General features: G+C 44.2%; 16 protein-coding genes and 1 pseudogene. 2 read left to right on the forward strand and 15 right to left on the reverse strand.

Going from position 1 to position 21,510, the window contains the following annotated elements; translation table 11 throughout:
- Positions 1-40: 40 nt before the first annotated feature.
- From KSP24_RS17345 to KSP24_RS17395, 11 genes are all read right to left on the reverse strand, one after another.
- Positions 41-1,087: a FecCD family ABC transporter permease gene (locus KSP24_RS17345; RefSeq protein ID WP_216976000.1), complete on the reverse strand. Its 1,047-nt coding sequence runs from the start codon at positions 1,085-1,087 to the stop codon at positions 41-43.
- A gap of 1 nt (position 1,088) precedes the next feature.
- Positions 1,089-2,153 (reverse strand): FecCD family ABC transporter permease, encoded by a 1,065-nt coding sequence (locus tag KSP24_RS17350; RefSeq protein ID WP_216976002.1) that lies wholly within the window; start codon positions 2,151-2,153, stop codon positions 1,089-1,091.
- A 340-nt stretch (positions 2,154-2,493) separates the two neighbouring features.
- Complete coding sequence (locus tag KSP24_RS17355) at positions 2,494-3,360, reverse strand: ABC transporter substrate-binding protein (protein ID WP_254207859.1); 867 nt, start codon at positions 3,358-3,360, stop codon at positions 2,494-2,496.
- Positions 3,361-3,403: 43 nt separating this feature from the next.
- Positions 3,404-5,119 (reverse strand): ABC transporter ATP-binding protein, encoded by a 1,716-nt coding sequence (locus tag KSP24_RS17360; RefSeq protein WP_216976004.1) that lies wholly within the window; start codon positions 5,117-5,119, stop codon positions 3,404-3,406.
- A 32-nt stretch (positions 5,120-5,151) separates the two neighbouring features.
- Positions 5,152-6,159, reverse strand: coding sequence for an ABC transporter substrate-binding protein (locus tag KSP24_RS17365; RefSeq protein ID WP_216976006.1), 1,008 nt, complete (start codon positions 6,157-6,159; stop codon positions 5,152-5,154).
- A 220-nt stretch (positions 6,160-6,379) separates the two neighbouring features.
- Complete coding sequence (gene rbsB / locus KSP24_RS17370) at positions 6,380-7,300, reverse strand: ribose ABC transporter substrate-binding protein RbsB (RefSeq protein ID WP_064964164.1); 921 nt, start codon at positions 7,298-7,300, stop codon at positions 6,380-6,382.
- 34 nt (positions 7,301-7,334) lie between these two features.
- Positions 7,335-8,303, reverse strand: a complete 969-nt coding sequence (locus KSP24_RS17375; protein ID WP_040103629.1) for an ABC transporter permease subunit — start codon at positions 8,301-8,303, stop codon at positions 7,335-7,337.
- Between the two features lies 1 nt (position 8,304).
- Positions 8,305-9,786 carry a sugar ABC transporter ATP-binding protein gene (locus KSP24_RS17380; protein WP_216976008.1) on the reverse strand — a complete coding sequence of 494 codons (1,482 nt, stop codon included), beginning with the start codon at positions 9,784-9,786 and terminating at the stop codon, positions 8,305-8,307.
- 30 nt (positions 9,787-9,816) lie between these two features.
- The gene (rbsD, locus tag KSP24_RS17385) at positions 9,817-10,251 is read right to left on the reverse strand and encodes a D-ribose pyranase (protein ID WP_025674544.1); all 435 of its coding nucleotides are present in this window, start codon (positions 10,249-10,251) and stop codon (positions 9,817-9,819) included.
- A complete protein-coding gene (gene rbsK / locus KSP24_RS17390; RefSeq protein WP_025674545.1) occupies positions 10,251-11,129 on the reverse strand; it encodes a ribokinase in 879 nt (292 codons plus the stop codon). The genes rbsD and rbsK overlap by 1 nt, the downstream gene beginning before the upstream one ends.
- A complete protein-coding gene (locus tag KSP24_RS17395) occupies positions 11,122-12,150 on the reverse strand; it encodes a LacI family DNA-binding transcriptional regulator (RefSeq protein ID WP_058711196.1) in 1,029 nt (342 codons plus the stop codon). Before KSP24_RS17395 ends, rbsK begins: the two co-directional genes overlap by 8 nt.
- Before the next feature lie 213 nt (positions 12,151-12,363).
- Here KSP24_RS17395 and KSP24_RS17400 point away from each other — a divergent pair, with 213 nt between their 5' ends.
- Positions 12,364-13,092 (forward strand): DsbA family oxidoreductase, encoded by a 729-nt coding sequence (locus KSP24_RS17400; RefSeq protein ID WP_216976010.1) that lies wholly within the window; start codon positions 12,364-12,366, stop codon positions 13,090-13,092.
- A 90-nt stretch (positions 13,093-13,182) separates the two neighbouring features.
- Here the strand turns inward: KSP24_RS17400 and KSP24_RS17405 are convergent, their stop codons facing one another.
- Both KSP24_RS17405 and KSP24_RS17410 read right to left on the reverse strand, forming a co-directional pair.
- On the reverse strand, positions 13,183-13,971 hold the full coding sequence (locus KSP24_RS17405; RefSeq protein ID WP_216976012.1) for an SDR family oxidoreductase: 789 nt from the start codon (positions 13,969-13,971) through the stop codon (positions 13,183-13,185).
- 156 nt (positions 13,972-14,127) lie between these two features.
- Positions 14,128-15,039, reverse strand: a complete 912-nt coding sequence (locus KSP24_RS17410; protein WP_216976014.1) for a copper amine oxidase N-terminal domain-containing protein — start codon at positions 15,037-15,039, stop codon at positions 14,128-14,130.
- A 240-nt stretch (positions 15,040-15,279) separates the two neighbouring features.
- On the opposite strand from KSP24_RS17410, the gene KSP24_RS17415 reads away from it, so the two are divergent.
- A complete protein-coding gene (locus tag KSP24_RS17415; protein WP_216976016.1) occupies positions 15,280-16,197 on the forward strand; it encodes an AEC family transporter in 918 nt (305 codons plus the stop codon).
- Positions 16,198-16,535: 338 nt separating this feature from the next.
- On the opposite strand, the gene KSP24_RS17420 is transcribed toward KSP24_RS17415, so the two are convergent.
- A complete protein-coding gene (locus tag KSP24_RS17420) occupies positions 16,536-19,607 on the reverse strand; it encodes a X2-like carbohydrate binding domain-containing protein (RefSeq protein WP_216976018.1) in 3,072 nt (1,023 codons plus the stop codon).
- A gap of 466 nt (positions 19,608-20,073) precedes the next feature.
- Positions 20,074-21,246, reverse strand: a pseudogene (locus KSP24_RS17425) (M20 metallopeptidase family protein).
- Positions 21,247-21,510: the final 264 nt, after the last annotated feature.

Genomic DNA, 21,510 nt, shown 5'->3' on the forward strand with positions numbered 1-21,510 from the left:
AGCTCCACTTCTTTAGTGGTGTTGAAGGTTATTTTTTATGTTATCCTTTTGAGCGACTCAAAAGATATAAGAAGTATGGCGCACCTATGATGGCAACAATTAATCCTGTCGGAATTTCTTTCTGTAAAGGTAAGGCTCGTGTGATCGTATCCGCTACAAGTACCAGGAGTGCTCCGACTAAAGCACAGGTTACCAGCAGCATTTTATGCTTCGGACCCACTAGCTTTCTTGCCAAATGTGGAGCTACCAAACCGACAAAACCGATCCCGCCACTAACCGACACACTTGAACTGGCTAGTCCAACTGCAGCCGCGAGGAGAAGAATGCGTTCCTTTTCAATAGGTGTACCTAACCCGGATGCCGTCTGATCCCCCAAATTAAGCACATTCATTACGTTTGCTTTATAGTATGCGAAGGGAAGCAATACAATTATCCAAGGCAGCAGAGCCATTACGAATTTCCAGTTTGAACCCCATATGCTTCCTGCTAACCAATTAGCTACAAACGTGTAGCTTTCAGGTGTCAACTTAAGAGTCATAATGATCATGGCAGCACTGATGCCCGCCGCTACCCCAATTCCGCTCAGCAATAGCCTTGTCGGTGAAATGCCTTCGCCTTTTTTGTAAGAAAGAGCATAGATCAGAATAGCAGCCGCTCCCGATCCAATTAGTGCAAGAGCGGGTAGTAAAAATAATGAATTCATAGTTTGCATAGATGGGAAAAGTAGTACAAACAACATCACCATCAGCCCGGCACCTGCATTAATCCCCAGAATACCAGGGTCTGCTAGACTGTTGCGTGATACCCCCTGCATAATACAACCGGAAACAGCCAAACCTGCACCGATCAGAATGGCAATAATCATTCGCGGCAGCCGGAATTCAAAGAGAATTAATTCCTGCTGTGGAGTCCCTTGTCCGAACAAGGTTCTAAAAAGCTCCATTGGCGAAAGCCGGATCGTTCCCGTGTTCGCGCTCACAGTGAATGCAGCAATAAGCAATACAAGCAAAATGATAACAATCATCCAATCATGGATTTTTTTACGGTGACTTGCTTTGGCAATAGCCCCATTCGTAACGTTACTCATCTTACAGTGCCCTCCTTTCTTTACGTGCTAGGTAAAGGAAGAATGGAACACCAATTAAGGCAATAAGTACACCCACTGGTGTTTCCTCAGGTGCATTAATCATACGGGCCGCCAGATCGGCAAACACGATAAGTAAAGCTCCCATAATAGCCGAACAAGGAATAATCCAGCGATAATCGACCCCAACCAGTTTGCGCGTGATATGGGGAATAATCAACCCTACGAACCCTATAGAACCAACCAACGATACCGCAGCACCCGCCAGGATCAATACGAGAATCATACCGGCGACCTTTACCATCCCAGTTCGCTGACCAAGACTCAACGCAATTTCGTCTCCTAGACTAAGTAACGTAATGGAGCGTGATAACATGAGAGCACCGATAAAAGCTGCCACAACCCATGGAACGACAATGCCTAGCTGAACCCATTTGGTCCCACTAAGTCCTCCGGCATACCAAAAGGCCAAATCCTGTCCAACATTAAAGTATAAACTGATCGTATCTCCTAAGGCAGACAGCAATGCCGTGACAGCTGCACCCGCCAATACAAGGCGAACTGGCGTAATACCTGATTTGGATATAGCGCTTGTACCATAGACCAACACAACCGCCAAGGCTGCACCCACAAAAGAATACAGCATTAACTGCAAAAAGGAAGTACCCGGAAAAAGAGCAAAGCAAATCGCCATCGTCAAGCTGGCGCCCGAATTCAGCCCAAGCAAGCCAGAGTCCGCAAGCGGATTGCGGGTCATCCCCTGCATAATGGCCCCTGCTACGGCAAAACAAACTCCGATTAACACACCACCCAGAATCCGAGGTAGACGGATTTCCCATATAATTTGATGGTTTTGCAGCTCAGGATTAAAATGAAAGACGGCGTTCCAGACCTCCTCCAGTTTGATTGAGGCTGCACCAAATGATAAAGACAGAGCGATACCGAATGCTAACAGTGCTAATCCGGCTGTCAGGATAAGCGAAGCCGCCCATGGCCGCGATTGAAATTGAGTCGGCGGCTGATTACGATTGCTTTGAGCAGAACTATCCGAAGATTCTGATAATTTCATAACTATGGTTCACCCTTACTGTTAAATAGTATGTAGGCTATCACGAAAACCTGTAGTGAAGATAATATTTGATAATGAGAATTATTATCATGCAATCTTTACTATTGTAAATTAATGCGGCAACAGCTTCAATAGCAAAATTCCGACGATGTTCTTATGTTCAGCTGTTTGTGAAAAATAAAGCCCTCTGGCAAAAATACCAAAGGGCTGCCAACATTACCGAAACAACTACTTCTGTGAAACGTTCTCTTTATTCCGCTGGACGATCATATCTGCCAATTCTTCAGCTTGCCCCGCAATAGCGATAGGATCGATGTACCAGTATCGATCCTCCTGAAGCTCAAAAACCTTCCCATTCCGGACCGCACTCAGTGATTTCCATATGGCTGTCTCCTTCATAACCGCTCAAATCCTTATTAACCGTCAGGAAAATATAAGAGCCAGCATATTGATTAATAACTTCCTTGGAAATTGACTTCCATTGCGTCTCGCCTAATAGTTCTTTTTGGACTTGTGGTGGAGGTGTCAAATTCAATCCTCTATAAACCGCCTGTCCGCCTCTGCCAAAATTATCACCGTATACATAGTATTCTTTTTCCGTGGCTTCCATTACCGTGAAAGTATCCCTGGCTTGAACAATTCCTTTTAATTTGTCACGTGCAGCTTGCAATCGCTGATCGTATTGGGCAAGCCACGTTTTGGCTTCCTGCTCTTTTCCCAGCAGCTCACCAAAAGCTGTCAGTTCTTCATGTACATTCTTGTACGTTCCAAAAGGAATGACTATAGTCGGGGCAATTTTACTATATTTTTCATATTCAGAAGCATCTTTAGAACCAATCAGAATCATATCCGGCTGTAAAGCCAATACTTTTTCAATGGATACACTGCCACGGTCTCCAATGCTTGCAATGCCTTGTACAAGATCCTTCGAAAACGGATTATCCAGATAATATTTCACACTTCCCACAGGTTTAATTCCTAGTGCTAATAAATCATTCTGGTACATATCTACTACAATCCGCTGAGGGTGAACCGGAATCTGAATATCTCCATGAATTGTCTTGACTGTTTTCGTTGCAGCTGACTTTGATTCACCAGAAGCTTGATTCTGCTTTTCGTCTGGCTGATTTCCCCTTTCACCACAGGCGCTAAGAATAACAATGACTGACAAAAAAAGCATCGTCACCATCCACATTTTCTTTGTCAAAATCATTCATTCCTCTCTCTATTTACGATGTTGCAGTTGACTCTTACGTTCCATATTGAGCTTGGTGCAGGCGGCTATATGCACCTTTTACGGCCATTAATTCTTCATGTTTTCCTTGCTCGGCAATCCCTTGATCTGCAACTACAATAATACGATCAGCATTTTTGATCGTTGCCAGACGATGTGCAATCACGAGTGTCGTGCGACCCTGTGATAGCTCTGTCAAGGCCTGCTGAATTGCAGCTTCTGTCTCTGTATCCAATGCTGATGTCGCTTCATCCAAAATAAGAATTGGCGGATTTTTCAGAAACATCCGGGCAATTGATAAACGTTGCTTTTGACCACCGGACAGCTTTACGCCTCGCTCACCGATCATCGTATCCAGACCCTCTGGGTAGGATCGAACAAGTTCTTCAATCTGAGCACGACGGGCAGCATCCCAGATTTCATTTTCTGAAGCATCAAGTTTACCGTAAGCGATATTCTCACGAATCGTTCCATCAAAGAGAAATACATCCTGCTGTACGATACCAATCATGGATCGCAGCGAATTCAGCTTCATTTCGCGGATATCCATACCATCAATCGTAATGCTGCCTTCCTCGACATCATAGAAGCGAGGCAGCAAGCTGCAAAGTGTCGTTTTACCTGCTCCTGAAGGGCCTACAAGGGCTACGGTTTCTCCCGCATGTATGGATAGGTCCACTCTATGCAAGACCTTGTCTTTATTTTCATAGCCAAATGTTACACCTTCAAATTGAATATCTCCCTTGAGATGCTTAACGGTCTTCGCGCCTGGCAGATCCTCTACGTCAGATTCACTTTCCAACAAGTCCAGGTAACGTCGGAAACCGGCAATTCCTTTGGGATACGTTTCAATGACAGAATTAATTTGTTTGATGGGTGCGAGGAATACATTGGACAGCATTACAAATGCGATAAATTCCCCATAGGACATCTGTCCTTCAATAACAAACCATGTTCCACATACAAGCACAAACAATGAGACCAGTTTCATCAGAATGAAGCTAATTGAAGAATTCCACGCCATAATGCGATAAGCGATCAGCTTTGTTTTACGAAACCGTCCATTATTTTCAGCAAAACGTTCCATTTCATGGGCTTCGTTGGAGAACGCTTGAACAACGCGAATACCGCTAACGTTATTTTCAATCCGGGCGTTGTAATCTGCAATATCAGAAAACATACGATGGAAAGCAGCATTCATTTTGCGACTAAAATACAATGACAGGTAAATCATTAGTGGAACGATAATAAATGTCAGCACAGCCAGCTTCCAGTTAATACTGAGCATAATACCGAAAGCCCCGCCCAGAGTCATCAGCGCGATGAACAAATCCTCAGGTCCATGGTGGGCAATTTCTCCGATATCCATCAGATCGTTGGTCATACGGGAGACCAGATGGCCTGTTTTGTTATTATCAAAAAAGCGAAAGGATTGCTTTTGTACGCGATCAAACAGCTTTTTGCGCATGTCCGATTCAATGTTAATTCCCAGCTTGTGTCCCCAATACGTAACAACGTAATTCAATCCGGCACTTACAACATAAATCGCAAGTAGAGCCAGACAGGCAAATAAAATCCATTTCCAGTTTCCGCTGGGTAGCAAATCATCAACCACCCGATTAACAGCAAGCGGAAAAGCCAACTCCAGCAGTGCAGCTAGTATAGCGCAAGTAAAATCAATGATAAATAACGTCCGATAAGGACGGTAATACTCAAAAAATCGTTTAAGCATATGACTTCTCCCTTCCTATTCAAATGAACTGGTTATGTAGGATCGACGGAAAGCATCTTAATAGCCTCATTCAGTGATTGATCGATAGCCAGTGGTGAGTAGGTAAACCAAGGATCGGCCTTGATGAAATACACTTTGTGGTTTTTGACAGCCGGGAGATTTCTCCACAGCGCACTTTGTTCAATTTCCTTCAACATTCCGTCCTTAGCCGCTTCATCGTAAACCAACATAATGATACGATCCCCTGACAGTTCAGGCAGCTTTTCCATCGAAATGCTATCGTATACAAAGTTATACTTCGGGTCCTTTGCGAGCTTCTGACGTATGTACTCTGGAGGATTCAATTCCAGTGAACGGTAGATGACATGTCCTACATTTCGCGCCCCGTACACTCTTAGCACGTCCTTATCGTAGGTCATATAAATGGTAATCGTTTCATCCTTTTTGAATTTTCCAGCCAGCTTCTTTCGACCTTCTTCAGCCTTTTTGTCGAAACTAGCGATCCAATGCTCGGCTTCCTTGTCCTTACCCAACACGGCTGCGACATCCCGCAGTTGCTTAAATACATCCCCATCTCCAAACGAGACGGCTACGGTTGGAGCAATTTTCTCCAGCTGTTCTTTCACTTCTGGCGAGGTATCTTCTGTTGCTATGATCAGGTCAGGTTGTAGCTCCAGTACCTTTTCCACATTCGTCGGGTTTCCAATATCAGCAATCCCGTCAATCTTTCCTTTCAAATAGTCGCCTTCTAACACATGAGAAGCAGCCCCTACTGGCTTAACACCTAAAGCCAGCATCGCATCTAAGTATTGTGTCGTGACGACTCGCTGTGGATTTGCAGGAATACTGATCTTTTTGCCGGTGGCATCAACATATTCACGCATAGCAACCGATTGGGATTGCCCGTTAAGGGTATCCGTTCCACTCTTTTCATTGGTTTGGTTGTTACTAGCTGTGCTTCCGCATGCAGCCAATACAACCATCAAAAAAACGCCAAGACCAAGCATGATTCCCCATTTTAAGCTGTACTTTTGTTGCACAATATACGTCCTCCCTAGATATATGTCTTTATAAAATGATAGTGATTCTCATTATCATACAATTGTTATTCTATCTTTTACCATCCTTTCTTACAATACAAAAATAAAAAACTTCCATTTATGTGTATAAATCGTCATCGTAGAATAGCCAAAAAAAGAACTGATGCGCATTACAGCATCAGTCCGAAAAAGCTTAATATGTTGGGTTCAAACGCCCGTTTTATTTCGATTGATCCACTAACTCCAGCTTAGCGGGAATGGATGTTTTCACGGTTTTACCTTGAAGTACATCCTTGGCTGCCTGTACCGCCAGTTGTCCAATCAACTCAGGTTGCTGAGCCACGGTGGCGGTCAGCTTCCCTTCCTTAATTGATTTGAGCGCATCCTCGTTACCATCAAAGCCAATGACTGGAATATTCTTACCAGAGCTTTGAATGGCTTCAATGGCTCCCAACGCCATTTCATCATTGTGGGCAAATACAGCCTGAACATCCGGGTTGCCTTGCAGCAGATTTTCCATCACATTCAAACCTTTGGTCCGATCAAAATCAGCTGACTGCTTGGCGATGACCTTCAGGTCCTTATCTGCTACTTCATGGAAGCCTTTCCCACGTTCGCGCGTAGCCGATGCGCCTGGGACGCCTTCCAGCTCAATAACCTTGGCACCTTTTCCGACTCGATCAATCACGTATCTGGCAGCCATCCGTCCTCCCTCGACATTGTCCGAAGCGACGAGTGTTTTCACATCTCCTTTGTCAGCAGATCGGTCCAGTGTAATAACCGGGATGTTCAATGCATTCGCTGACTGCACGACAGTTGAGATAGCTGACGAATCTGTCGGGTTAATGAGTAATGCGTTCACTCCCTGCTGGATCAGATCATCCACGTCATTACTTTGTTTCGCAGAATCATTTTGTGCATCGACCACAATAACCTGCAATCCTTGTTTTTTGGCCTCTGCAACAACTCCGTCCTTAAGAGAAACAAAGAATGGATTATTCAATGTTGAGATCGACAAGCCGATTTTAATGTCCTTCAGGTCTGCAGCCGCTTTAGGCTTCGCCCATTCGGGCGGCTCCAGGGAACACCCTGTCATGAGCAGGAGCAGCAAGGCAGTCATGATTAATGTAAGCTTTTTCATATTTGTGTGTCTCCTTCTATGCAGATTAGGTGTATTATGCGGATTTTTTACGGTCAATCAATACAGCAATAGCAATAACGATCCCTTTTACAACCATTTGGTAAAAAGAGTTAACCCCCAGCAAATTCAAGCCGTTGTTTAGAGTACCGATGATAAGGACACCAATTAACGTACCTACGATTCGCCCGCGTCCTCCCGAGAGACTTGTTCCACCTAATACGACAGCCGCAATGGCGTCCAATTCATAAGAAGTACCTGCTGTCGGCTGCGCCGAGTTCAAACGTGAAGTCAAGATAGCTCCCGCCAATGCGGAAAGCATTCCAGCAAGAGAATAAATCCAAATTTTTACACGTGGTACTTTAATACCAGATACAATCGAAGCCTTCTCGTTACCGCCGATGGCATACGTTTTGCGTCCGAATGGTGTTTTATGCAAAATGATCCACAGGACAGCAAAGGTAATGAGCATCGTAATCGCTGGAACCGGAATACCAAACTGATAGCCACGACCGAATAATTGAAATACCAGACTGTCTCCGAGCCCCGTAATAGGGTTACCGTTGGTATAAACTAAGGTTAATCCTCTAAAAATCGTCATAGTTGCGAGTGTCGCGATAAACGGAGCCATTTTACCTTTCGTAATCATCAAGCCGTTGACCATCCCCATCACGCCACCCAATGCACAACCAATAATAATTGCCAAAATCGGATCAAAGCCGGCCAGCATCATATTTGCTACAAACGCACTGGAGAGTGCTAATATGGAACCGACGGACAAGTCAATTCCACCTGTGAGAATAACGAAGGTCATACCGAACGCAATCAATGCATTAATAGATACCTGGCGCAACAAATTCAAAATATTAAGCGGTTCCAAAAAGCTGGGATTTAAGGCCGATACAATGATCACCAAAATAATGAGTCCCAACAATGGGCCAAGCTTCTGTGTGATTTGTGATATTTGAATGCCTTTGCTACCTTTTGCTTCATTCTTAGTTGTCATATTACTGTCCTCCTGTAGCTAGCGTCATAATATTTTCTTGTGTGGCTTCTTCCCTGTTCAGCTCTCCGCTGATCTTTCCCTCGTGTACCACGACAATACGATCACTCATGCCAAGTACCTCGGGAAGTTCTGAGGATACCATGATAATCGCGACTCCACGTTCGGTCAGCTCGTTCATCAACTGGTAGATTTCCCGTTTGGCTCCCACATCCACGCCTCTCGTCGGTTCATCAAGAATGAGCACATTGGGACCAATACCCACCCATTTGGCAATAACCACCTTTTGCTGATTGCCGCCTGACAAACTGCCCACCGTTGCTTCGGCTGATTGGGTTTTAATTTGTAAGCGCTTAATTAATGTATTAACAAAATCCATCTCTTTTTTGCCTGAAATAAATCCCTTTGAGGTAAAACTGAACAGATTCGTCAGCACCATGTTTTCCCGAATGGAAAAATCCAACACTAAGCCCTCATCTTTTCGGTCTTCTGTAATGAAGCCAATCCCTAGTTTCACTGCATCATCTGGCTTGCGAATAGACACCTTTTTCCCACGTACGTGTATCTCACCACTATCCAAAGCATCCAGTCCAAATAACGACCGCATGATCTCGGTCCGTCCCGAACCCATCAAACCCGAAAAACCTACGATTTCCCCAGAGCGCACAGTAAAATTCACATTTTCAAATAGACCTTTATGCGATGCGTTTTTGACCTCTAGCACCACTTCTCCCAAAGCAGGCGTTCTTACCGGGTAGCGTTCAGTCAGCTCTCTGCCAACCATTTTACGTACAACCTCGTCAAAATTCGTATCAGGGATTGCTTGAGTATCTACGGTTTTCCCATCACGCATAATGGTAATCCGATCACAGATTGCGAATATCTCCTCCATCCGATGGGAAATATACACGATTGAAACACCATCTTTTTTCAAGGAAGTAATAACCTCAAACAGCTTTTGTATTTCCCGTTCGGTTAAGGCTGCTGTCGGCTCATCCATTACGATCACTTTAGCATCCGTCATGAGTGCTTTGGCTATTTCAATCATTTGTTGTTGACCCACTGAACACTCGCCTGCTTCACCGTTCAAAGGAAGATTTACTGAAAGCTTGCTAAATTGCTCAATTGCTAGCGCTTTCATTTTAGAGCTATCTAGTAATCCCCACTTGGAAGTCATCTCCTTGCCGATAAACAGATTTTCCAGTACCGTCATCTCCGGCCACACATTCAGTTCCTGGTGAATAAAAGCAATTCCTTTTTGCTCCGCTTCCTTGGGGTTGGCAAAATAGGTTTCCTGACCGTCAATGATGATCGTTCCCTCATCGCGTCTATGCAGTCCGATTAAAATATTCATCAGCGTTGATTTGCCTGCACCATTTTCACCCATGAGGGCATGTACTTCTCCTTCACGGAGATCAAAGTCAACACCACTTAGGACCTGATTGGTTCCAAAGGCTTTGTGAATTCCTTTCATTTGAATCTGCATGCTGTCGCCCCCTTTTCATTTCACACTGATTTATCCAAAATGAACTCCTGCCTGTAAAATACAATTGGCAAACGGCGTAGCTTCTCCTGTACGAATGACAGCTTTGGCTTGTCGGGTTAATGCCTTAAATTGTTCATGTGAGCAAAACTCAATGACGGCAGTCGGCTCAATAATCTGTGAATGCTCTAGTTGCTCCCCTGCAAAGGTGCGCATAATATACTGCAATGCTTGTTCATTTTCTTGTTTGATTTCTTCGGCTAATGTTACTTTTTCAATCACCATGTCTGCCGCAATGACATCAACAACATCCTGAAAGGAGGGAACCCCCAGTTTCAACGCCAAATCAATTTTGGTAACGCCTTCAGGAACTGGTAAGCCGGCATCAGCCACGACAATAAAGTCCGTGTGGCCAAGATCCGCTAGTATTTTAGATATATGACTGTTCAGAATTCCATGTTTCTTCATTATAATTGCTCCTCCACTTCACGACGGGTTGGCATTCCGCCTTGCGCTCCAAATTTGGTAACGGACAATGACGCAGCCCGATTAGCAAATTTCACACTGTCTGCCAGCGATTTTCCTTCAGCCAGTGCCACCGCAAATGCAGCGTTGAAAGTATCTCCTGCACCTGTTGTATCAACGGCTTCTACCTTGTAAGTAGGAACCACAACTTCCTGTTCTCCGTCGAAAAACCGTACACCATTGCTGCCTTCAGTTACAAACAGCTTATTCGGATATTTGCGCAACGCTTCTTGAAGACTCATGTCCTTAAACATGATGGCAGCTTCATGCTCGTTTGGCGTAATGTAGGTTGCATTGGCAATTACGCTTTCTTCCACCTCACGAGCTGGGGCTGGATTCAGCAATAATGGTACCTGATACTTCGCACAAATTTCGCTTACATAGACAATCGTCTCTGGCGGTATTTCCTGTTGAATTAACACAATATCCGAATTTCGAATGACATCAAGCGCTTCTTCCACGTAAGCGGGTGTAACTTCATTATTTGCTGCTTTTACCACGACGATACTGTTATCACCCTCGGCCAGTACAATGTGCGCTGTACCACTTTCCATATGTGTAACCGGTTTCACATAATCAATATGAACATGATTTTCTTCAAAATTGCGTAAAATCTGTTGTCCAAAATGGTCATCCCCTACACGTCCAATCATCTTAACGTCCGCGCCGAGTCGTGCTGCGGCTACTGCCTGATTGGCTCCTTTACCTCCAGGCACGGTTGTAAAGCTTTCTCCTAATACGGTTTCACCAGCACCGGGACGCTTGGATGAAGTCACTACGAGGTCCATCGAACTGCTTCCGATAACCGAAATTTTAGCCATGATGATCCACCTTTCTCGTCGTTTCCCGTTCGATAAATTTGACGGGCAATTGTATGCTTGAATAGGTAAGTACTTTCGAATGAAGATTAGGTACACTTGTTTTCGTTGCTTGCACCTGCTCAATTAACTGAATGAGCAAACCTGCCGCCTCCCAGCCCATTTCATAAGCAGGCTGTCGGATCGTTGATAATGGCGGAAATAACAAGCTGCTTAATGGTATATCATCAAACCCGATTATTTGAACATCTTCCGGGATTTTCTTTCCTAATCTATGTGCCTCATGCATCACCGCTGTAGCTACAATATCGTTACTAGCAATCACTCCGTCCGTATCCGGATACTTGCTGAACAGCTCTTTGGCCCACGATTCAGCCTCCTTGAACGAAAAAGACGTTGTCTCGACGACATGGTAAGCAATACCGGAATGCTGAAGCTCTTCCACCGCCCCGCGAAAACGATCTTGTGCTGGACGAATATGAGCAGGCCCCTGCATAACTGTAATTTGTCTGCTGCCACGGGCAACCATGGCCTGAGCAGCCAAGCGGCCGCCATGAGCTCCATCCGCATAAACGGAGAGACTGTCACTGGAAGTCCGGTCGAGAAAAACGACTGGTATTTTCAGTTTGGTGTAACAGTCGGCAGCAGGGTCATTGGTAGATGAAATAACCCCAACAACATTATTCTGAACAAAAGTATCCATGTAATCTAATTCTTTTTGGCGATCTTCATCACTATTACCAAAAATAATCCGAAAATCATTTTCCTGCATTCGATCCTCCACCCCACGAGCCAACAAGGGAAAGTAAGGGTTCGTAATATCCGGCAGCAGCAGGCCGATTAATCTGGATTTCTTTTTATACAGAGAACGTGCAACTTCATTAGGCTTGTAATTTAGCTGCTTCACTGCAGCTTCAACCTTCCGCCGTGTATCCTCGTGGACATATCCGGTTTCATTAATAACTCTGGATACGGTCGCTACGGAAACACCTGCAAAACTTGCTACCTGCTTAATTGTTGTCATAATGTAGGTTCAACTCCAATTGTGTAACCGGTTACACATATAAAATATCATAGCATTTATTTTTTGACAAGCATTAATTATTTGCACGTCGAAAGCATTAGCCGTATAATTCATTTTGTAACTGATGAAGTTTCACCTTTTTTACTTACACTAAAGTAGGCAGATTCACTCCCAGTTGCTCAATAAAATATGTATACATGGAGGCATTTCCTGATGAATATCGAAGTTTGGTCTGATTATATGTGTCCGTTCTGTTATATCGGCAAACGCCGTTTGGAGCAAGTTTTACAGCAGTTCCCACACCACGATGAGGTTCAATTGACATTTAAGAGTTTTGAATTGAACCCTAATGCTGTGAAAGATAGTGGTAAAACGATTAATGAAGAACTATCAGCAAAATATGGTGTCAGTCTGCAAGAGGCTCATGCCATGAATGATCGCATGACCGAAAATGCTCGTTCTGCGGGTCTGGACTACAATATTCATGCCATGGTGCCGACAAACTCTCTCGATGCTCACCGCCTAACGCATTGGGCTCACACACAAGGCAAAATGTTGGAATTGAGCGAGCGTTTATTTCAGGCTGTCTTCATGGAAGGCAAGCATACCGGGGAACATGAAGTGCTGGCAGCGTTGGCAGCCGAGGTGGGTTTGGATCATAACGAAGCCGCTGCTATTTTAGCCAGTGACCGCTTTACCAACGAAGTTAGAGCTGATGAAGCTGAAGGCGCTAAGTTAGGCGTTCAGGGTGTGCCATTCTTTGTATTTGATCGAAAATTTGCTGTTTCTGGTGCTCAGCCGGAAGAGGTATTTCACGATGCGCTTCAAAAAGCATGGGATGAACGTTCACCTTTTACTATAATTAGCGGCAGCTCGTCCAAACAGGATGCAGCTGGTGTATGTACCGATGACGGTTGCGAGCTTCCAAGCCGTGAGAGCTGATCAGTCAATAAATTAAACCTCTCTCTAAATAACTTATGAAAAAGCGTGCCAGCACCAATTACACCTGATGCGGCACGCTTCTTTATTTTTTTATAATGATTTAATCATTCCGCCGTCCACAAGAATGGTGCTGCCAGTCAAATAGGATGAAGCCGATGATGCCAGAAAAGCAACGACTTTACCGAACTCTTCTGGCTCTCCGTACCGTCCCAACGGAATGCCCTCTTCTGCTTGTTTGCGAACTTGATCCGTCGTTTGGTGGGATTTTTCGGCTCGATGCTCGTCCAAGCTGCGTACGCGATCGGTTGCAATTCTCCCTGGTGCTACAGTATGTACCAGAATATTGTAAGGGGCTAATTCCATTGACAATGTTTTCGCTAATCCAGCGACCCCAGTACGTAGTGTGTTGGAAATAATCAGGCCCGGAATCGGTTGCTTAACTGATGAGGAGGCGATATTTAAAATTCTACCGCTTTGTTGTTTTTTCATATAGGGTAACACCTCACGGATCAACCGGATATGACTAAGTAAATTTTGCTCAAAGGCCTGCATCCATACTTCATCTGTAAAATCATCAAAGGTGCCCGCAGGAGGGCCGCCCGCATTGTTAACCAAAATATCGACGGTGCCAAACCAATCAACTGTACGGCGGATGGCCTGGGAGATATGTTCAGGTTTGGTTACATCACAAACTACATATTCAACGCGACCACTCGCTGTTTCCTGTAATTCGGCCTGCGTCCGCTGAAGCTCTGCTTCATTTCGTCCCGAAATAACTATATTTGTACCTTCACGTGCCAATTCGCGTGCACTTGCTTTGCCAAGTCCTTTACTGGACCCTGCAACAAAGGCTGCTTTTCCCGTTAATCCTAAATCCATTTATGATGACACTCCCTTTTCTGAGACTTCTCTATTTAATTGTACACATGACCAGAACATAATGCGAATAGCTCGGTACAAAATAGCAAAACAAAAAAGGGCCTGACATTCAGCCAGGCGCCCTTTCTGTATACACCATTTTTTGTTGACAGCACGTTATAATGCTTCAGATGTTGTTGGCTGCTCATATACAACAACAGACTGGCTCTCAGGCTCCCATTTAACATTTGCTCCCAAAGCCTCTCCGATTACCCTTACAGGTACCATTGTCGTTCCATCCACTATGGATGCTGGCTGCTCGATAGAATATGGCTGGCCGTTAATGTATGCTTTGGCGCTATTCACGAATAATTTGACGGACACACCGTTACGCGTGACAGTAACAGCCTTTTCTTTCGGATCCCAGGAAACCTTGGCATTCAGAGCTTCGGAAGCTGTTCTAAACGGAACAAGTGTGGTGCCATTGCGGTTAATCGGTTCGGCATCGTATTTTTCACCATTCACGAACAGCTTCATACCTGATGACCGTCCAGCCTTCCTCGAGAATAAATCCAGCTTTTTGTAGCTTTCCAGATTGGACACATCAGCCAATACTGCCTCCTCCTGCATGTAAACGGCATCTGTTACATTTCCGTTTTCAGCTAGTAGCTCTGCAGCCTTAGTTAGTGCTGTGTCAGAATTTCGGATCAATTCAAGTTCAGTTACCTGCTCCGGGGTCAAACGTTCCGGGTATTTTGTAAGCAACAGATTCGCAATAACCGCTCCTGCCGGCTTATCTTTTGTATTTTCTACCGCTTGAAGCAGACCATTGTACCCGTTGTGTCCCTTGCGACCTTTTTGGTCTTTGGACTCCCCGTATGTATCATCCGTTACTGCAACAGGGGTACTCTTTTTGATTTCGTCGTGTTTATCTTTTTTGCTGCTTTTTTCATTCCGGTCTTTATCAGACGCCTTTGCTTCCTGTTTGTTCTCCTGACCATTTCCGCGCCCCTGCTTGGCTTCGGCGGTTCCCGCTGCCAGTCCCAAGACCAGTATACACGCTAATAATGCTGTCCATGTGTTTCTCATGATGCGATTCCTCCTTATAGTAAAAGACCAGGTTTAAATGTAACCTACATATATTAACGGCTACTATAAGCTAAATATGAAGCTCTTTTTTTCTAGTGTTGCATTTTTAGGGGCTGATGGCTAATCCAATATAATAAATTTTATTATGCGCGAATCTGTTTCCACAGTATAATGGAAAATGCAAATGCATTTTAAAGATTAACCTTTCCATTCGCATAATAGAAAGAAGAGGAGACAGACATGTTCGGCACCATTCTTTTAGACGTTGTTTTACCTATTTTTGTCCTTATCGGTTTTGGCTGTATCATGCAATATTATTTCCGACTGGATTTGTATACCTTAGCTAAAATTAATTTTTACTATATCACCCCTGCAGTTGTGTTTACCGGTCTTTATAACTCTAAAATTTCTTTAATCCTCATGGGTGAGGTCTCACTTTTTTATGCCTTGTACATAGCTATTTTGTACGTAATCAGCACTACCGTTGCCAGATCTCTGAAATACAGCCCCGGCATGCGTGGAGCTTTTACAAACAGTGTAATGCTTGATAATTCAGGAAATTATGGTCTACCAATTAATCAGTTGGTGTTTAAAGGTGATCCGTTGGCTATTTCCGTCCAAGCTCTGATTATGACTTTTCAAAGCTTTGTTACATTTACATACGGTACTTTTGTTGTACAAAATGGTAAGGCTAATACACGAAAAATTTTAATTAATTTTTTGAAAATGCCTGTGCCCTACGCGCTTGTGCTGGGCTTGCTCCTGAATCTACTGCACAGTCCATTGCCTAATTTGCTGGCTGAGCCTCTAAACTATATTAGCCATTCGATGGTCGCAGTGGCTCTGCTTACTTTGGGAGCACAAATTGTACAGTACCCATTTCATTTGCGCCGGACAGCCGTGTATATCAGTATGGTATTACGCCTGATTGCAGGTCCAATAGTTGGTTTTATGCTCGTGTTCTTCCTAGGTCTTAAGGGGATTCCCGCTCAAGCATTGCTCATTGCGTCAGGTATGCCTACCGGCGTTAATACAAGTATTTTGGCGGAAGAATATAAAAATGAACCTGATTTTGCAGCACAGACAGTATTACTTTCTACGATTGTGAATGTCATTACGATGACCCTGTTAATTTCAATAACCCGTCATCTTACTTGAGGTGTATGATAAATATAAACTTGATTTATGACGCTTTTTGTCTGAGGACAGGAGCGTTTCTTTTTCAACAAAAAAAGAACATATGTTCTTGTGGTTATCTTTTTTTCTGTTTGAAGTGGTGTGTTGTGTTATGTAGATGGTATGCGAGAAGGATTCTTTTTCTATTATGAATTTTTCATATAGTGAAATATTTTTTCAAAAATTCAAACCTCTGCTGGTTGCTGTTTTTAACTTGAACTTCTTTTATTTTTAGATAAGAATGAGGAGAACTAATTCCTCAAAAAATAAAGCCAGCTCGCTCATTAGAGTGGCTGACTTTAGATTATTTTTATGAAGATTTAGGGCTCAATTCCCCATTGCTTGATCCCAGACAGGTAAGCGGTTATTTTAGTAGAATCTTGTAAGCTGTTTGCTATGGGGTTAAAGGAATAATCATCAGTCTGTGTATAATTGCTCCAATCCGCTTTGGATATCCGGGTTTGTAGCTCAACACTCTGACCAGGCTCTAAAGAACCCGCTGCCGACTTAAAACCAATTTCCGCATAAGAATCTGCACTTGGCTTTGCATTGGTTAACGCTTTGAAGTTAGCAATCACATTCTCTGTACCGATGCTTGACCAATCTGTAAAGAAGTTCTGCGATTTCTCACCGTTAATGGTGTAATAATAACGCAATGTCACGTCTGCTAGGGAAACGGGTGAGCTTCCTGTATTAGTTATTTTAAACTTGGAGCTGATCGTATTACTTGTTGCAGATATATTCCCATTGAAAGATTGCACCTTCAGAGCGCCCTCGCCTGTTCCCGGCTCACTTGGCGTATCCCCTTTTACCGTAATCGTGAACAACGCATCATTGCCTGTACTAAAATGGAAGTTAAGCGTTGTCTCTCCTTTGGGAAGTTTAGATAAATACTTGTTGGTAAGAATGACTGTTTCTCCACTAACCGTATAATCTTCACCTTTGCTCAGTGTCACGCTTCCTTGCTTGATCGCATCTAGTGTATTACCGTTAAGTGTAAGCTTTACAGTAATATCGCTATTGCCGTTAGCCACTCCATAGGTTGCAGCTGTCGGTGTAATACTTGCTTGCCCGGTCGAAGGCTGATCCCCCCCTACACGATCTGCCACCAGAATGCCGCGACCATTCGTTCCCAGATAAGCACGTCCGTAAACCCGAGGATCCCCAATAATGGTGGTCACACGAGCATATTGATGCTTGTCATCATTAATGCGTACCCAGTTTGCGCCAGTATCGTCCGAGCGATAGAATCCACGTGTACCGTCAATTTTACCAACGATAAACACTGCTGCATTGGTGCGATTGGGTGCTGCTTTGCCAAAGCCTACAAAATCCGCCTCCTGTACATGATCAAGCTTGGTGAATGTAACACCTGAATCCTTGGAATGCCATAAGCCGTATGGCCCTCCGTCCTCGGAGCCTCCAGCAAACCACACATCCCCTTCCGCTCCTCGTACAGCACCAATATCTGCATTCCCTACACTTGGCAAACCAGTAACTGTGGATGCTGTGAAGGATGCGCCTCCATCAACACTTACATATATTTTTCCAGCAGCAAACGCGTAGTATTTGTTAGAATTTACTCGGTCAGAGGCGATCTTTGCATTGGCTGGTATTCCCGTGCTTGCTGTCCATGAGTTTCCTCCGGTTTTGGAATAAAATACACCTTTGTCCGATGTACTCCACAGCAATCCATTACCATTTGCCGCAACAGCGATGCTGCCTCCTCCTGCTGTACCAGAAGGCTCGCTATTTGCTTTGTACCAGTTTGCTCCGCCATCATTGGAAAATCCGATGGATTTGGCATTTGGATCTTTTTTATAGTCTGCTTTACCCACCCGAGCCATAAAAGAAGGGTTCAGCTCGGCATAATCAATGCTTTCGCTGCTTGTAAAGGTTGGATTATCCAGCATTTTAGCGGGAGCCTTGAACAGATCATCATGTCTGAATCCGGAAACATCACCCACTGCACTCACTAGAGGAGCTCCAGTAGGAGGGCTCACCAGATCCAAAATCGCCGTTTCCTCTATCCCTTTAGCGGCTACCGAGATGTCCAGCTTATCTCCCTTGTCCCAATTGGTCAGATTTTTAGAGCCATATATCGTAGCTCCTGTGCCATACAGCATATGATCTGAGTTAAATGGATCTATCTCAAGATCTCCAATCATCCACCCTAGCTTGGGCGATACTTCTGGCGGAGCAGGGTTGGCATTGAAAGTCAGCCAAGGCGCACCGGATATATCCAGATTGTATTTGAGCTTACGAGACGGGTAACCGTCGAATTCCCAAATAGGGCTCCAGGTTGCTCCACTATCAGTACTGCGGTAAATCGTTTCATCCGGCCACCAGGCATTCAATGTTGCAACCATAAGGGTACCAGGCTTCTGGGCATCCACCGTCAGTCCACCATATCCAAAATGATTGTCTGCGCTGCTGCTGGCAACGGGGCTAATGTTAGTCCACTGTCCACTGGCTGTATTCAATTTCCATAGTTCACCCTTTGTTCCGTCATATGGCCCAGCTCCATCGCTGTAAGAAATATACAGGTTGCCATCTGGTGATAAAACACCGTGATGTGGCAAATAACCTGTAGGCTGTCCTGCTACAGCAGACCAGGTTGTCCCGCCATCTGTACTGCGGTAGACACTTTGCTTTTTGTCTGCGACTCCCACATAGATGGTCTGTGTTGCTTTGCTGGAAGAGCCCGTTTTTTTGTCAAAGGTGATCCAGGCTAAACCGACAATATCACTGGTGTATTCATTTGAAGGGTCCTGTACATACGTCCCCGGATTCGGGAAACCGCTCACCTTACTCCAGGTTGCCCCGAAGTCGGAGCTTTTCCACAGTCCATTACCACTTCGAGCTCCGAAGAATAATATATTGTTCTTATTCGGATCAATTGTCAGACGTTCACCCATCGAGCGTCCCGGCATATTGCCTCCTACCTTAAAGGGAAGCTTCGTAGTCTGCCATGTATTACCTTTGTCAGTGGAGCGCATAATTTGCCCGTTATGTTTATCCCAGGAATTAGTATACGTACCTGTAGCTATATATACACGATTCGGATCCACAGGATCGGTGGCTAGTGCGTCGACACCATTTTTGTTCCAATCTTCCCAGCCCACAGAATCGGTCAGCGGAATCCAGCTTTCATTGGCAGGATTCCAGCGGTAAGCTCCTCCAATATCTGTGCGGGCATAGATCAGATCTTTTTCCGTTTCATTAAAAATAATACCAGGTACAAAACCACCTCCACCACCTGTAACGACACTTTTCCAAGTATATTCGTCACTTGGAGCAGCATGAGTGGGTGCTATCATGCCTGTCCAGGAAGCACCCGCTACTACAAGCGCCAAACATGCAATTCTCAACCTGCTTTTTGTCTTAGTCAATGAATTCAACCTCCTTCTCTGTAATCATTTAAAAATGCAAGTCATTTCGAGCTAAAAGTAAGCAGTCAATTGCGGATTCGTTCCTATCGTTATTATTCCATTCATCAATCAAACAAGCGTTCTCTCAAGCTCACCTCCAGTAATCCAATAGATTTGCAACATCCGATTGATAGCGCTTACACGGATGTTTGCTCAATAGTTTCGTCATCTTTTTCTCTTTTCCTTGTGTGAAAAATCAAGATAATGTAATAGGATCTCCTGGTTGACTACTTGTAATATAAGAGTAAGCTTTCCCTTACCGTTGATACCTCTTATAATTTACTATTAGGAATTTTTCATATAGTGAATTGTTTTCTTAATTTTTCATTCAATCTAGATGCCAAAATACTTTGATTTACAGCAAAAAACCGCGCTATGCGCGGTTCGAGCTTCCGTTAATGCTATGGCTAACCATTAAAAAATATAATTATTGCAAATATTCAAGCGCCAACGCTAGAAAAATATGTCCTGAGATGAGCAATGCGCGCTCATCAAAATCAAAGTGAGGATGGTGATGAGCAAAATGCGTTCGTTCATCCTCATTACGTGCACCCACATGAATAAAAGCTCCAGGTCGTTGCTCTAGATAATAGGCAAAATCCTCTGCTCCCATGACCGGTTTCAAGTCCATAAAAGCATCTGCCCCATACAGCCTGCTGACTAGCTCACGTACCCGTTCTGTTTCGGCCTCAGCATTCACCAGTGCAGGATAGCCATTCAAATAATCAATTTCGTATCCCGCATGATAAGCCTCCGTCAGACCTTTTACGATACTACGAATTTCGTTCTCGACTTCCTTGCGTACATCCTTATTAAACGTACGTACGGTCCCTTCGATTTTGGCTTTATCTGCAATCACATTAAAGGCAGTACCCGCTTGAAATACCCCAATCGTTAACACCGCTGATTCAATAGGGTCCACTCTGCGACTCACCACCTGCTGCAATCCGTTCACAATCTGACTGCCGATGACAATGGAATCCACTGTCTAATGTGGCCTGGCGCCATGTCCACCTTTGCCGTTGATCTGAATTGTGAAAGCATCGACTGCAGCCATTGCCGGACCACTCTTTAAACCAATTTTGCCCAGCGGGATCTCCGAGGAAAGGTGGATACCATATACTGCTTCCACCCCATCCAGACAACCATCCTCGATCATGAATTTGGCTCCGCCAGGCGGTTTTTCTTCGGCATGTTGAAAAATAAACACAAGCTTTCCCTTCAGTGTCTGACGGTGATGGCTTAACACTCGTGCGACTCCTAGCAGCGCAGCCGTATGACCATCATGTCCACAAGCATGCATAACACCGGGAACGGTCGATTTATAAGGCGCATCCTTTTCATCCTGAATAGGAAGTGCATCAAAATCAGCACGAAATGCAATCGTTCTACCTGGCTGGCCACCTTCTAAAAAACCGAGCACACCATTTCCACCGACATTCATTCTTACTTCAATACCAAAAGAGCGTAATTGATCGGCGATAAATGCAGATGTATTCGTTTCTTCAAAAGAAAGCTCTGGATGCTGATGCAGATGTCTTCTCCATGCAATCAGTTCTTGTTCACCATCTTTTAGTTCCTGAACCCATTTCTCCAGCATATTACCCTCTTTTCCTATTGAATTTATATACTTACATCCTTATCTTACCATAGATGATTCCAATAAGTTATATATGAATTAGCAAATAGCTTTATACCTGTGTTTTTATAGTGTCAATGCAGCTTCTAATTGGAACGATCTATGGATAGAAGACTATAATTAACAACAAAAAAAGCCGACAGAATATGGGACTGACCCCCGTTTGTGAGACAGGGATCAAAACACCTTCCAAGTTTAAGCAGCCAGTTGTCGGAAATGAACCGG

It is taken from the genome of Paenibacillus sp. AK121 (assembly GCF_019042715.1).
Classification (GTDB): Bacteria; Bacillota; Bacilli; order Paenibacillales; family Paenibacillaceae; genus Paenibacillus; species Paenibacillus polymyxa_C.

Coding starts and splice junctions, on each gene's coding strand:
- KSP24_RS17410 (WP_216976014.1), bottom strand. CDS start 15,039: ATGAGAAACACATGGACAGCATTATTAGCGTGTATACTGGTCTTGGGA.
- KSP24_RS17350 (WP_216976002.1), bottom strand. CDS start 2,153: ATGAAATTATCAGAATCTTCGGATAGTTCTGCTCAAAGCAATCGTAAT.
- KSP24_RS17405 (WP_216976012.1), bottom strand. CDS start 13,971: ATGGATTTAGGATTAACGGGAAAAGCAGCCTTTGTTGCAGGGTCCAGT.
- KSP24_RS17395 (WP_058711196.1), bottom strand. CDS start 12,150: ATGACAACAATTAAGCAGGTAGCAAGTTTTGCAGGTGTTTCCGTAGCG.
- KSP24_RS17380 (WP_216976008.1), bottom strand. CDS start 9,786: ATGCAGATTCAAATGAAAGGAATTCACAAAGCCTTTGGAACCAATCAG.
- KSP24_RS17375 (WP_040103629.1), bottom strand. CDS start 8,303: ATGACAACTAAGAATGAAGCAAAAGGTAGCAAAGGCATTCAAATATCA.
- KSP24_RS17400 (WP_216976010.1), top strand. CDS start 12,364: ATGAATATCGAAGTTTGGTCTGATTATATGTGTCCGTTCTGTTATATC.
- KSP24_RS17345 (WP_216976000.1), bottom strand. CDS start 1,087: ATGAGTAACGTTACGAATGGGGCTATTGCCAAAGCAAGTCACCGTAAA.
- rbsK (WP_025674545.1), bottom strand. CDS start 11,129: ATGGCTAAAATTTCGGTTATCGGAAGCAGTTCGATGGACCTCGTAGTG.
- rbsB (WP_064964164.1), bottom strand. CDS start 7,300: ATGAAAAAGCTTACATTAATCATGACTGCCTTGCTGCTCCTGCTCATG.
- KSP24_RS17360 (WP_216976004.1), bottom strand. CDS start 5,119: ATGCTTAAACGATTTTTTGAGTATTACCGTCCTTATCGGACGTTATTT.
- KSP24_RS17415 (WP_216976016.1), top strand. CDS start 15,280: ATGTTCGGCACCATTCTTTTAGACGTTGTTTTACCTATTTTTGTCCTT.
- rbsD (WP_025674544.1), bottom strand. CDS start 10,251: ATGAAGAAACATGGAATTCTGAACAGTCATATATCTAAAATACTAGCG.